This is a genomic window from Streptomyces chartreusis, assembly GCF_008704715.1.
GTDB classification, from domain to species: domain Bacteria; phylum Actinomycetota; class Actinomycetes; order Streptomycetales; family Streptomycetaceae; genus Streptomyces; species Streptomyces chartreusis.
In genome coordinates, this window is record NZ_CP023689.1 from 7,611,425 (window position 1) to 7,623,601 (window position 12,177).

The 12,177-nt window shown below is 71.4% G+C and carries 13 protein-coding genes and 1 riboswitch; of the genes, 8 read left to right on the forward strand and 5 right to left on the reverse strand.

The window, feature by feature from the left end:
• Positions 1-46 precede the first annotated feature (46 nt).
• Positions 47-166: riboswitch (cobalamin riboswitch) on the reverse strand.
• Positions 167-321: 155 nt separating this feature from the next.
• From CP983_RS33570 to CP983_RS33580, 3 genes are all read right to left on the reverse strand, one after another.
• On the reverse strand, positions 322-543 hold the full coding sequence (locus tag CP983_RS33570; protein WP_030956485.1) for a hypothetical protein: 222 nt from the start codon (positions 541-543) through the stop codon (positions 322-324).
• A 35-nt stretch (positions 544-578) separates the two neighbouring features.
• Positions 579-1,814 carry an inorganic phosphate transporter gene (locus CP983_RS33575; RefSeq protein ID WP_107907276.1) on the reverse strand — a complete coding sequence of 412 codons (1,236 nt, stop codon included), beginning with the start codon at positions 1,812-1,814 and terminating at the stop codon, positions 579-581.
• 153 nt (positions 1,815-1,967) lie between these two features.
• Positions 1,968-2,741 carry a lysozyme gene (locus CP983_RS33580; protein WP_107907277.1) on the reverse strand — a complete coding sequence of 258 codons (774 nt, stop codon included), beginning with the start codon at positions 2,739-2,741 and terminating at the stop codon, positions 1,968-1,970.
• Between the two features lie 206 nt (positions 2,742-2,947).
• On the opposite strand from CP983_RS33580, the gene CP983_RS33585 reads away from it, so the two are divergent.
• From CP983_RS33585 to CP983_RS33595, 3 genes are all read left to right on the forward strand, one after another.
• Positions 2,948-3,676 carry a class II aldolase/adducin family protein gene (locus tag CP983_RS33585; RefSeq protein ID WP_150503786.1) on the forward strand — a complete coding sequence of 243 codons (729 nt, stop codon included), beginning with the start codon at positions 2,948-2,950 and terminating at the stop codon, positions 3,674-3,676.
• A gap of 463 nt (positions 3,677-4,139) precedes the next feature.
• Positions 4,140-5,255 (forward strand): alpha/beta hydrolase, encoded by a 1,116-nt coding sequence (locus CP983_RS33590; RefSeq protein WP_107907278.1) that lies wholly within the window; start codon positions 4,140-4,142, stop codon positions 5,253-5,255.
• A gap of 207 nt (positions 5,256-5,462) precedes the next feature.
• Positions 5,463-6,866: a hypothetical protein gene (locus CP983_RS33595; protein ID WP_163017027.1), complete on the forward strand. Its 1,404-nt coding sequence runs from the start codon at positions 5,463-5,465 to the stop codon at positions 6,864-6,866.
• 12 nt (positions 6,867-6,878) lie between these two features.
• Here CP983_RS33595 and CP983_RS33600 read toward each other — a convergent pair whose 3' ends face one another.
• The gene (locus CP983_RS33600) at positions 6,879-7,289 is read right to left on the reverse strand and encodes a VOC family protein (RefSeq protein WP_163017028.1); all 411 of its coding nucleotides are present in this window, start codon (positions 7,287-7,289) and stop codon (positions 6,879-6,881) included.
• A 256-nt stretch (positions 7,290-7,545) separates the two neighbouring features.
• On the opposite strand from CP983_RS33600, the gene CP983_RS33605 reads away from it, so the two are divergent.
• The 3 genes from CP983_RS33605 (at position 7,546) to CP983_RS33615 (ending at position 10,636) form a co-directional block, all read left to right on the forward strand.
• On the forward strand, positions 7,546-9,144 hold the full coding sequence (locus CP983_RS33605; RefSeq protein ID WP_147996808.1) for an ABC-F family ATP-binding cassette domain-containing protein: 1,599 nt from the start codon (positions 7,546-7,548) through the stop codon (positions 9,142-9,144).
• A 335-nt stretch (positions 9,145-9,479) separates the two neighbouring features.
• The gene (locus tag CP983_RS33610; protein WP_004002281.1) at positions 9,480-9,701 is read left to right on the forward strand and encodes a helix-turn-helix domain-containing protein; all 222 of its coding nucleotides are present in this window, start codon (positions 9,480-9,482) and stop codon (positions 9,699-9,701) included.
• A gap of 131 nt (positions 9,702-9,832) precedes the next feature.
• Complete coding sequence (locus CP983_RS33615; RefSeq protein ID WP_150503788.1) at positions 9,833-10,636, forward strand: enoyl-CoA hydratase/isomerase family protein; 804 nt, start codon at positions 9,833-9,835, stop codon at positions 10,634-10,636.
• An 11-nt stretch (positions 10,637-10,647) separates the two neighbouring features.
• On the opposite strand, the gene CP983_RS33620 is transcribed toward CP983_RS33615, so the two are convergent.
• The gene (locus CP983_RS33620) at positions 10,648-11,370 is read right to left on the reverse strand and encodes a nucleopolyhedrovirus P10 family protein (protein WP_150503790.1); all 723 of its coding nucleotides are present in this window, start codon (positions 11,368-11,370) and stop codon (positions 10,648-10,650) included.
• Between the two features lie 88 nt (positions 11,371-11,458).
• On the opposite strand from CP983_RS33620, the gene CP983_RS33625 reads away from it, so the two are divergent.
• The gene (locus CP983_RS33625; RefSeq protein ID WP_150503792.1) at positions 11,459-11,935 is read left to right on the forward strand and encodes an Asp23/Gls24 family envelope stress response protein; all 477 of its coding nucleotides are present in this window, start codon (positions 11,459-11,461) and stop codon (positions 11,933-11,935) included.
• A 45-nt stretch (positions 11,936-11,980) separates the two neighbouring features.
• The gene (locus CP983_RS33630; RefSeq protein ID WP_107907285.1) at positions 11,981-12,172 is read left to right on the forward strand and encodes a hypothetical protein; all 192 of its coding nucleotides are present in this window, start codon (positions 11,981-11,983) and stop codon (positions 12,170-12,172) included.
• Positions 12,173-12,177 lie beyond the last annotated feature (5 nt).

Here is a 12,177-nt window from a genome sequence, read left to right on the forward strand (position 1 = left end):
GCAGGCGAGCATCGCGTTGTGTCCTCACTCAGGGTGTCCGCGCCCTGGTTCGACGAGACCGACGGCGAGAGTTCCTGGCTCCCGGGGATTGCTACCCCGGTCACAGTGGCGGGACCGCGCCGGATTCTCACCGGCTTCCTCTTCTGCCGTCGTACTTGGCCCCGGAAGTCCACCACGGGGTTCCGAGGGGCGTCAACTTGCCGTTGACCTGCGACGGGAGAGTGTGCGAAGGCCCACACAGCGGCGAGGTGCGGGACGGTCGTCCGTCCCGCACCTCGGGTGTTTCGCGTGTTGTGGGTCAGGCCACGGCGGGCCTGTGGGTCACGCCACGATCAGATAGATCCCGTAGCCCACGGCGGCCGCGCAGGCCGCGAAGCAGGCGTAGGCGCCGGTGACCGCGAGCGAGGCCGAGTCGCCCTGGGCCACGGCCCGTTCGCGGCGCGAGAGGCCCGCGACGCCGAGGGTGAACAGGCCCACCAGGGCCACCGTGACCACGAGGCTGACGCCGAAGACGGAGCCGAGAGCCGCCCAGTCGATCTTCATGCTTCTACTTTCTGGATAGCCGGATTACGCGGCGGTCAGACGGTGGCCTGCGAGGACGCGGGCTCGGAGGACGACGGGGCCGGGATGGTGGCCGAGAGGTCCTCGGCCGGCGTGCCCGCCGGGGGCGGGGTGACGGCGGCGATGGCGGTGGTGACCACGCCGGGCGCCTCGTCGGTCTCGTTGACGTTGGTGTGGTCGACGACCTCGCGGCGGGAGATCTTCCAGATCGCGGCGCTGGAGGCGACCAGGAAGACGGCGACGACGGCCGTGCCCCAGGTGCCGAAGCCCGTCACGTACTCCGCGAGCGCGCCGACCAGGGCGGCGGCCGGCAGGGTCAGGCCCCAGGCGACGAACATCCGGGTGGCCGTCGACCAGCGGACGACGCCGCCCTTGCGGCCGAGGCCGGCGCCCATCACCGAGCCGGAGACGGAGTGCGTGGTGGAGAGGGAGAAGCCGAGGTGGGAGGAGGCCAGGATGACGGTGGCCGCGCTGGTCTGGGCGGCGAAGCCCTGCTGCGGCTGAAGGTCGGTCAGGCCCTTGCCCATGGTGCGGATGATGCGCCAGCCGCCGAGGTACGTGCCGAGCGCGATGGCCAGGCCCGCGGAGAGGATGACCCACATGGGCGGGTCCGAGTCGGGGGCGACGACGCCGCCGGCGACCAGGGCGAGGGTGATGATGCCCATCGTCTTCTGCGCGTCGTTGGTGCCGTGCGCGAGCGAGACCAGGCCGGCGGAGGCTATCTGGCCGGTCCGGTAGCCCTTGGCGGCGGCCTGGCCGTCGGCCTTCTTGCCGAGGCTGTAGGTCAGGCGGGTGCCGAGGAACGCGGCGATGCCCGCGACCAGCGGGGCGGCGATCGCCGGGATCAGCACCTTGGTGACGAGCGCGTCGCCGTGGACCGCGCCGACGCCGGCCGAGGCGATGGTGGCGCCGATCAGACCGCCCATCAGGGCGTGCGAGGAACTGGAGGGCAGGCCCACCAGCCAGGTGAGCAGGTTCCAGAGGATCGCACCGACCAACGCGGCGAAGATGACCTCGGGACGGATGCCGGTCTCGTCGACGAGACCTTTGGAGATCGTGTTGGCGACCTCCACGGAGAGGAAGGCGCCGACAAGGTTCAGCACGGCGGACATGGCCACCGCGACCTTGGGCTTGAGCGCACCGGTCGAGATGGTGGTGGCCATCGCGTTGGCGGTGTCGTGGAAACCGTTCGTGAAATCAAACGCGAGTGCGGTTACCACCACAATCGCGAGGATCAGCGAGAAGTTTTCCATTTACCCAGGCAATCGTTCGAGGTCATTGGCTGGACGAACGTAGGTAACCTGGATGAACGCAAGGTGAACTGGGGTGGGCCGCATGGTGTCCGGGAAGGCTGGAAGAGGCAACCTCGGAACGGCCGGTGGCCGCGCGGCCCGGACGCTGCGGGGCTAGTGGCCCCGGGCGAACTTCTGGAGCTGGGTCATGGACCCGTTGAAGAGATTCTGGTCACCCGGCAGGCTGCCGGCGTTGTCGTACTGCCAGAAGGTCCAGAACTGCCATCCGGCCGGCATCGAACCGGCCGTCGACGAATTGTAGCGGGCTATCCACAGAGCGTGGTTCGACGCGAAGGCGCGGCTGGTGCCGGTGCAGGTGTTCCACCAGTGGGTCGTGGTGTAGATCACCGGGCGGCGGCCGGTCAGCCGCTTCACCTCGTTGCTGAAGGACTGGATCCAGGCGACCATCTTCGCCTTGCTCAGTCCGTAGCACTTCTGCCTGCCGTACGGGTTGTACTCGATGTCCAGGGCGGGCGGCAGGGTCCAGCCGTCCGGCCGCCAGGCGCCGCCGTTGCGTACGAAGAAGGCGGCCTGGGTCTTGCCCGAGGACTTGTTCGGCAGTGCGAAATGGTACGCGCCGCGGACCAGGCCGGCGTCGCGTGAGCCGCTGTACTGCCGGCCGAAGTAGGGGTTGCGGTAGGTGTGGGACTCGGTGGCCTTGACGTAGACGAACCTCGCGCCCTTCGCCCTGGAGCTCTGCCAGTCGACGTCCTTCTGGTGGGACGAGACGTCGTGGCCCTTGGGCTTGCTCGCGGCCGCCGCCGGGATCTCGGCGAGTGCGGTTCCGCTGAGGGTGAGGGCCGCCACGGATATCGCTATGAGGCGGGAGCGGTGGGTGCGTTGACTGAGGCGGGAACGGTGGCGGGACGGTTTGTGATCACGGGCCATATTTCCCCCCGGAATGGCGACGTGTGCGACAAATCTCCCAGAGGCTACTGGAAGATCGTTGAAATCCGATCGATCTCAGGCCAAGGCGGGAGTGGGGTGGTGTATCGGCCTGTGCGCCCTGCCGGAGGCCGGGCTTCCCCCTTAAAGTGCGCCGCCCCGGCGGCGACTTGACGCCGTGTCGGCGTGGTGGCTGGCAGGATCGCCGCATGGTTGAGGAGCGGCGGGATCAGCGGGGCGGGCGGGATGCGCGGGAGGGCGCACAGGGAGTGGGGGAGGCGTGGGGCAGGAGTGCGCGCCCTGAGGAGGTGGAGGCATGGGAGGCCCTCGTGGCGACGGCTCGGCGGACCGTCTCGGAGGGGCTCGTCGTGGGTACGTCCGGCAATGTCTCGGTGCGGGTCGGGGACACGGTGCTGGTCACGCCGTCGGGGGTGCCGTACGACCGGCTGTCGCCGGACGATGTGACGGGGGTCGATCTGGCCGGGGACCGGGTGCTCGGGTCGCTCGTGCCGACCAGTGAGCTGCCGATGCACCTGGCGATCTACCGCGCCACGGACGCCGGTGCCGTTGTCCACACCCACGCGGTCCATGCGGCGGCGGTCTCGACGCTGGTGCCGGAGCTTCCGCTGATCCATTACATGGCCGCGGCGCTCGGGGGGCCGGTTCGGGTCGCCCCATATGCGACGTACGGCACGCCGGAGTTGGCCGAGAACATGCTCCGTGCACTCACCGACCGCACCGCCTGTCTCCTGCAGAACCACGGCACGATCGCGTACGGCGCGGGCCTGGACCAGGCGTACGACCGGACGGCCCAGCTGGAATGGATGTGCCGCGTCTGGCTGACGGCGTCGTCGGTTCCGGGGCTGGCTCCGACGCTGCTGTCGGAGGGGCAGGTGGCGGAGGTGGGGGAGCGGTTGCGGGGGTACGGGCAGCGGTGATGCCTGCGGCGGCCTGTTGCTGATGGGTGGGGGTTCGCGTAGCGCCTGCGGGTGGGGGGTGGGTCGGGGCCGTGCCGGGGGGTGTCCGTCCTCGGTCGGGCGGTTGCCCTCACTTAGAAGGGTGCTCGGCGTTGACGCCCGCCGCTGCGGGCGGACACCCCCCGGCACGTCCCCTTGCCACCGTGGGCGACTGCGACCCCCTAGGGGCGCGGGGAACTGCGCAACGGTTGCGAAGCCCGCGGTCAGGTCTCGGTCTTTGGGGGCGCGGGGAACTGCGCAACGGTTGTGAGGCCCGCGGTCACGTCTCGGCGCAGGGCCATTGCAACCCCCTGCCTTTAGGGGCGCGGGGAACTGCGCGGCCAGCCACCGCGGGCCCGCAGCCGCCGGACTGCGAACACCGGCGCACTCGAGGCGCGGCGTCCTTCCACTGGCCGGTGAGGCCGTCCGCCCGGACACTGGATGGGTGCGCACTGTCAAAGCGACGGCCGCTGCCGTCACCGTGGCTCTGGCCGCCGGCGCCGCGAGCGTCGCCGCCGGGCGGTTCGCCAGTGGCGCCGCGCTGACGGCGCAGCCCGGCAGGCCCCTGCCCACCGAACCCCGTCTCACCGTGCACGCCACGGCCGCCGGCCAGATCGCGCTCACCCGCGACCTCGCCACCCTGCGCCCCGGCACCTACGGCCTGTCCGGCGACGGCTCGCACGCGGTCGTCGGCCCCGTCCTCGCCGCCGCGAAGCACTCCGCCGACACCGTCGTACGCCGACTCGAACGCGTCACGCACGGCACCCTCCAGCCCGGCGACAACGTCTGGCTCACCCCGAACGTCTACGTCGGCAACCCGAGCGCCGCCCTCGACCTCGACCACGCGGACGTCGACATCCCCGGCGAACTCGGCTCCCTGCCCGCCTGGTTCGTGCCCGCCGCCCGGGACACCTGGGTCATCGCCGTGCACGGTCTCGGCACGACGCGCGAACAGGCCATGAACGTCATGCGGTTCCTCAACGGCCGCCACTTCCCCGTCCTCGCCCTCGCCTACCGCGGCGACCTCGGCGCACCCCGCCCGCCCGACGGCCTGAACCACCTCGGCGAGACCGAGTGGCGGGACCTGGACGCGGCGATGCGGTACGCCGTGCGGTACGGCGCCAAGCAGCTCGTCCTGCTCGGCTGGTCCACCGGCGCGACCATGGCGCTGCGGGCCGCGGCCCACTCGGGACTGCGCGACCGGGTCTCCGGCCTCGTCCTGGACTCCCCGGTCCTGAGCTGGGAGACCACCCTGCGCGCCCTCGCCACGGCCCGCCACACGCCCAGCGCGCTGCTGCCGCTCGCCGTCCGCGCCGCACAGGGCCGCACCGGCATGAACGCCGACGGCCGGGTCCGCGCCCCCCTGACCGTGCCGACCCTGGTCTTCCACGGTCCCGACGACCGGGTGGCGCCCTGGGCCCTGTCCCGCCGCCTGGCCGACGCCCACCCCAACCTGGTGACCCTCCAGAGGGTCGACCGGGCCCCCCACGCGGCCATGTGGAACGCCGACCCCGAGTCCTACGAGGAGTCCCTGCGCCGGTTCGTCACGCCCCTCATGTGACGGCTGCGACGGGCATCGCCTGTGGGGCCTGGCGGTGCTCCTTCCGCCTGCCCCGCCCGCACCGGTCCCGAAGGTTCCGTTTAAGGGCGTACCACTGGCCTGTTATCGGCCCTCAGCCGCTCGCCGGACCCCGTGCGTTGGCCATCCCCGTCGCCCCTCGTGACATTCCGTTTGGGTTTTCGGACCGTCAACCGGAAGACTGCACCCGTGACGTCCCGTATCCCGCGCGACTCCAGGCTTCGACTCGTCCGCCCGCGACCCCTGGCCGCCGCCCCCCGAGCCGTGAACCAGCGGCGCCCACGCCGTCCCGCACCACGCCCCCCGGAGGGCACGCCGGCCCGGTCCGAGCTGGCCAGAATGGCTCGCTCGGGTCTGGCCGCCGCCGCCCGCGTCGCCCACTGGGCCGACACCGCGCTGCGCCCCGGCCGCGGCGGCACCCACTCCGACGGCAAAGGCACCCTCTCCGACGCGACCGCCGAACGGGCGGCCGCCGACCTGGGTCTGACCGTGGCTCAGGTGCGCGCCGACTGGGACACCGCGCGGCTCGCCGGTCTCGTCGAGGTGCACGGCGACAGCGCCCGCCCCGGCTGGCGACTGCGCGCCTGGGACCGCGACGACAGCGCCGTACTGCGCGGCTGGGTGGCCCTTTTCGACGCCTGGTCGCTCGCCCACCCGGAACCCGACCACTTCGAGCACGGCGCCGTCGCCGACGTCGTCTCCGGCCTGCCCCAGGTGCTCTCCTTCCTCCAGCTGTCCGCCGGGCCCGTCCCCGTGGAACAGCTGCTGGACCTGCTGGAGCAGCGCGTCACCGAACTGCGCACCGAGCGCTGCGAGGTCCCCTACGGGCCGCGGCCCGAGCCGGTCGCCGTCCCGGTTCCCGTCGACGACACCCCGCTTGCTCCGCTCCTGGACTGGGCTCTGCACGCCCTCACCTCCGTCGGCGCCCTCACCTGCGGCGACGGACAGGCCACGCTCACCCCGCTCGGCAGCTGGGCCGTGTGGGTCAAGCTGGAGCAGATCTGCGTCGCCGCCCAGAGCCCCGCCGGGAACATCGAGCAGGCCGCCGAGGACATGCTGCGCGGCTGCGCCCAGCTGCGCCCGAACGCCGCCCGTGACGAGTACCGCGCCTGGCTCGCCGCCCGCCCCGTCGGCAGCGCCGTCACCGAGCTCCTGGTCGCCGCCCGCGGCGACGACGCCCTCCTGCGCGGCCTCGCCTTCGAGGCACTGCGCGTCGTCGGCGCCCCCGCCGAGCCCGACGTACGCGGTGTCGTCGACGAGCCCGCCCTGCGGCCGTACGCACTGCTGTGGCTCGCCGAGCACGACGGCGTCGACCCCGAGGACGCCCACGAGGTGCTCACCCGGGAAGAGGCCACCTGGCTGTGGGTCGACACCGCCGCCGCCGTCACCGACCACGGCGAGGCCCCGATGCTCGTCCGGCACCTGGAGTCCGCGCTCCAGCCGACCGTCCCGGCGCTCCTGGACGAGGTGCGTGCCGTCGGCCACCCCCGCACCGTCCAGGTCCTGGTCGCGCTCGCCGCCGCGCACCCCGACCCCGCCCTCGCGAAGGCCGTGCGCCGTGCCGCCTTCCAGGTGCACACCGGGGGGAGCTGAGCCGGGCCGGCGTCAGCCCTTGATCTCGGGGGCGTAGGTGCCGAAGCTCCACACATTGCCCTCGAGGTCCCGGGCCATGTAGTCCCGTGAGCCGTAGTCCTGGTCCGTCGGGGGCATCAGGATCTCCGCGCCGTGCTCCACGGCCCGCCGGTGGTGTGCGTCGACGTCGTCCACCACGACGTACACCCCGGTCGTGCCGTCCCGCATCGCCTTGTCGAAGGCGCTGCCGGTGCCCTTCGAGCCGAGCATCAGCGCGCCGTTGCCCTGCGCCAGCTCGGCGTGCGCCACCTTGCCGTCCTCGCCCTCGTACACCGCGAGCTCCGTGAACCCGAAGGCCTCCGTGAGCTGCTTGATCGCCGCCTTCGCGTCCGCGTACCGCAGCGTCGGATAGATGCTCGGACGCCCCTCACCGTTGCCTGCCATGCCGATCACCCCTTTGTGATCCCCACCTGTGATGGATGCGCCCAGTCTCGCAGCGGCCACTGACAACGGCCCGCGAACCGGATCCACATCCCCCTGAGTGCCGTACGTCACGGCAGGGCGCCCGAACACCCGATCCCAGAAAAAGTGGTTGCACGGCCCCGTTAGACTGGCCTCATGGCCATTCTCCTCGCGCATTAGACGGCGGGAACGTCCTCAGCCGCCCATCCCGCCACCTACCCCTGCCTGGAGTCTGTCCGTGATCTCCGCCTCCGGTATCGAGCTGCGCGCCGGTGCGCGCGTCCTCATCGAGTCCGCGACCTTCCGCGTCGCCAAGGGCGACCGAATCGGCCTGGTCGGCCGCAACGGCGCCGGCAAGACCACCCTCACCAAGTGCCTCGCAGGCGAGGGCATCCCCGCCGGCGGCAACATCACCCGCTCCGGCGAGGTCGGCTACCTCCCGCAGGACCCCCGCACCGGCGACCTCGACGTCCTCGCCCGCGACCGCGTCCTCTCCGCGCGCGGCCTCGACGTACTGATCCGCAAGATGCGCGACAACGAACAGCGCATCGCCAACGGCCAGGGCGCCACCCGCGAGAAGGCGCTTCGGCAGTACGAGCGGCAGGAGACGGAGTTCCTCACCAAGGGCGGTTACGCCGCCGAGGCCGAGGCCGCCACCATCGCCGCCGCGCTGAACCTGCCGGACCGGGTGCTCGGCCAGCCGCTGCACACGCTCTCCGGTGGTCAGCGCCGCCGTATCGAGCTCGCCCGGATCCTGTTCTCGGACGCGGACACCCTGCTGCTCGACGAGCCGACCAACCACCTCGACGCCGACTCGATCGTCTGGCTGCGCGACTACCTCAAGACCTACCGCGGCGGCTTCATCGTGATCTCCCACGACGTCGACCTGGTCGAGACGGTCGTGAACAAGGTGTTCTACCTGGACGCCAACCGCGCCCAGATCGACGTCTACAACATGGGCTGGAAGCTCTACCAGCAGCAGCGCGAGGCCGACGAGAAGCGCCGCAAGCGCGAGCGGCAGAACGCCGAGAAGAAGGCCGCCGCACTGCACTCGCAGGCCGACAAGATGCGCGCCAAGGCCACCAAGACGGTCGCCGCGCAGAACATGGCCAAGCGTGCCGACCGGCTGCTCGCCGGGCTGGAGGCGGCACGCGTCTCCGACAAGGTCGCCAAGCTCCGCTTCCCGGAGCCGGCGCCCTGCGGCAAGACCCCGCTGACCGCCGAGGGCCTGTCGAAGTCGTACGGCTCGCTGGAGATCTTCACCGACGTCGACCTGGCCATCGACAAGGGGTCCCGGGTCGTCATCCTCGGCCTCAACGGCGCCGGCAAGACCACCCTGCTGCGACTCCTCGCCGGTGCCGAGCAGCCGGACACCGGCGCCGTGATCCCCGGCCACGGCCTCAAGATCGGCTACTACGCCCAGGAGCACGAGACCCTCGACCCGGAGCGCTCGGTCCTGGAGAACATGCGCTCGTCCGCCCCCGACCTGGACCTGGTCGAGGTCCGCAAGGTGCTCGGTTCGTTCCTGTTCTCCGGCGACGACGTCGACAAGCCCGCCGGCGTCCTCTCCGGCGGTGAGAAGACCCGTCTCGCCCTCGCCACCCTCGTGGTGTCGTCGGCGAACGTCCTGCTGCTCGACGAGCCGACGAACAACCTCGACCCCGCCAGCCGCGAGGAGATCCTCGGGGCGCTGCGCACCTACAAGGGCGCCGTCGTCCTCGTCACCCACGACGAGGGTGCCGTCGAGGCGCTCCAGCCGGAGCGGATCATTCTGCTGCCGGACGGCGTCGAGGACCTGTGGGGCGCCGATTACGCGGATCTCGTCGCTCTCGCTTGATCGAATGCGTGATCAACGGGCTATGGATCATTCGGCCCATCGGTGATCCATCATCTGTGTGAGATCTCCTCGTACCGAGGTGTGTGCTACATCGAATTCGCGGCCGAGTCCTTTATCGACAAGGGCTCGGCCGTCGTGCCGCCCTGACCTGGGCCTTCGTGAAAGAACCCGTTCGGGCGTACGGACGGAACAGGTCGGAATTCAAGATTCCGCATGTGGGGATGTGCTCCTGTCGTCAAAACCATGTCTCACGGACCTTGCCGAATGGGTGGCCATGAAGGCCCGGAGGGGTGATCATGAGGAGACCAGAGCGCACTTCCCATGAGGAGGCACGGGTGGCCGAGACTCTGAAGAAGGGCAGCCGGGTAACCGGCGCCGCGCGCGACAAGCTCGCGGCAGACCTGAAGAAGAAGTACGACTCCGGTGCGAGCATTCGGGCGCTGGCCGAGGAAACCGGTCGCTCGTATGGCTTCGTTCACCGGATGCTCAGCGAATCGGGCGTCACGCTCCGTGGGCGTGGCGGGGCGACGCGGGGCAAGAAGGCCGCTTCGTCCTGAGCCCGGGCGGCCCATCGGCTTCGATGGTGGCCACCCGGTCGGTCGGCTGACTGGCCGGGTGGTTACTGTGCAGTCACTTAGTGGGTGCCTCTCCGGCATCCCTGGCTGACCGCACGCATCGGAGGCACCGCATGGCTTCGCCCGACCAGGAACTCGCTCCCCTGCTCGACAAGAACGGCGTACGGCTCACCGTCGACGGCGCGATCGCCACGGTGAGCCTGACGAACCCGGCCAAACGCAATGCGCAGAGCCCCGCCATGTGGCGGACGCTCGCGGAGGCCGGGCAGGTCCTGCCGGGCAACGTGCGGGTCGTGGTGCTGCGCGGGGAGGGCCAGGCCTTCTCCGCCGGACTCGACCGGCAGATGTTCACCCCCGAGGGGATCGAGGGCGAGCCTTCCTTCGTGGAACTCGCGCGCAGCAGCGACGGCGAACTCGACGCTGCCATCGCCGAGTTCCAGGAGGGCTTCACCTGGTGGCGGCGCAACGACATCGTGTCCATCGCCGCCGTGCAGGGCTACGCCATCGGGGCGGGCTTCCAGCTCGCACTCGCCTGTGACGTGCGCGTCGTCGCCGACGACGTGCAGTTCGCCATGCGTGAGACCAGCCTCGGGCTGGTTCCGGACCTGACGGGCACGCATCCGCTCGTCGGGCTGGTCGGCTACGGCCGCGCGCTGGAGATCTGCGTGACGGGTCGCTTCGTGCTGGCCGAGGAAGCCGTGACCAGCGGTCTCGCCAATCTCGCGGTGCCCGTCGACCAGCTCGACGACGCCGTACGGGACCTGGCGGGGGCGATCGTCGCCGCGCCGCGTGACGCGGTCATCGAGACCAAGGCGCTGATCCGTGGTGCCGTGGACCGCACGTACGACGAGCAGCGCGCTGCCGAGCGGGCCGCGCAGGCACGACGGCTGCGGGATCTGGCCGGCCTCGGCGAGTGAGCCGCGGGCGGTCAGCCGACGGCTGTCACCAGCACGGCCACCGTCGGACGGTCGGTCAGTGCCGCCCGCACCCTTTCGCGGACCTCCCGGGCCACGTCCAGGGCCCGGTGGTCCCCGTCCACGGCGATCTCCACCCGCACATGCCGGTGCGGCAGGGCGGCCGTGCCCTGCCGCTGCTCGATGTGCACCGCATGACCCAACCCGCCCAGAGCGGCGGTCAGCCGGTCCACTCCCGGGACCGCGAGGGCCGCGGCCGTGACGCGTTCCTCGTCGGGGCCGGCGGGCCCCGCGGCCTGCGCCGGGTCCGGCGGACGTACGGCATCCGGCTCGGCGTTCTCGTCGAGCAGGGCCGTCACGCGTAGGTCCACCTCCGTCACGGTCAACCCCAGGCGTTCCGTCGCCGCAGCCGTCAGCAGTGCGCGCAGCCGGTCCGCCGTCGCAGGCAGCGGCTCGGCCGCCGTCGCCGCGAAGTCTGCCGTCACCCGCAGCGGGCCCGGCGGGAGGGCGCTGGGCGGTGCAGGTACGGCGGCGTCCCGGGTGTCCTCCGGATCGCCCAGCGCGATCCGCAGCGCGCCCAGACGCGCCCCGCGCATGTCCCCGGCCGCGCGCCGCAGCACCGCCTCGGCCGCCTGCTCGGAGATCCAGGCGCCGTCTTGCGCGCCCCCGAGCGGCAGCAGTCTGCCGAGCCCCACCTGTTGCCGGACCGCCTGCGTCCACCTGTCCGCCGTCGTCATTCCTCCAGCCTGCCCCATCCCCGAAGCGCGGTGCGGCAACCGCACTTACGGTGGTCGAAGGAACGACATACCGAAGGGACGTACGGCGATGACCGAGACGGAGCAGAACCGCACGCAGCACCCTGAGGAGACCGTGGCGCCGTCGCGCAGGACCACCAAGCGCGGCGGGGGCGACCCGGCCGGCCGGGGACGGACCACCATCGCCGACGGCGTCGTGGAGAAGATCGCCGGAATGGCCGCGCGCGACGTGGTGGGCGTGCACACGATGGGCAGCGGCATCAGCCGCACCTTCGGCGCCGTCAAGGAACGGGTGCCCGGCGCGTCGAAATCCGTGACCCGCGGCGTCAAGGCCGAGGTCGGCGAGGTGCAGACCGCGCTCGACCTGGAGATCGTCGTCGACTACGGCGTCTCGATCGCCGACGTGGCGCGTGCCGTACGGGAGAACGTCGTCGCCGCCGTCGAGCGGATGACCGGCCTCGAAGTCGTCGAGGTCAACATCGCGGTGAGTGATGTGAAGCTTCCCGAGGAAGAGGAAGAAGAGCCGGAGCAGCCCCGGATCCAGTGACTGGGGACGTGAGCGGGCGCCGGCGGCAACCGATCGGAGGGCATCATGAGCATGGCCGTGGTCGGCATGATCGCCGGCATGGCACTGGGCTTCGCCGGGTACTTCGGCGGGTTCGGCGCCTTCGTGCTGGTGGCGGCACTGGGTGCCGTCGGATTCGGTGTCGGCCGGTTCCTGGAAGGCGACTACGAGCTCGGCGACTTCTTCCGCCAGCGTGACGGCCGGCGCGAACGGCGGTGACTTCG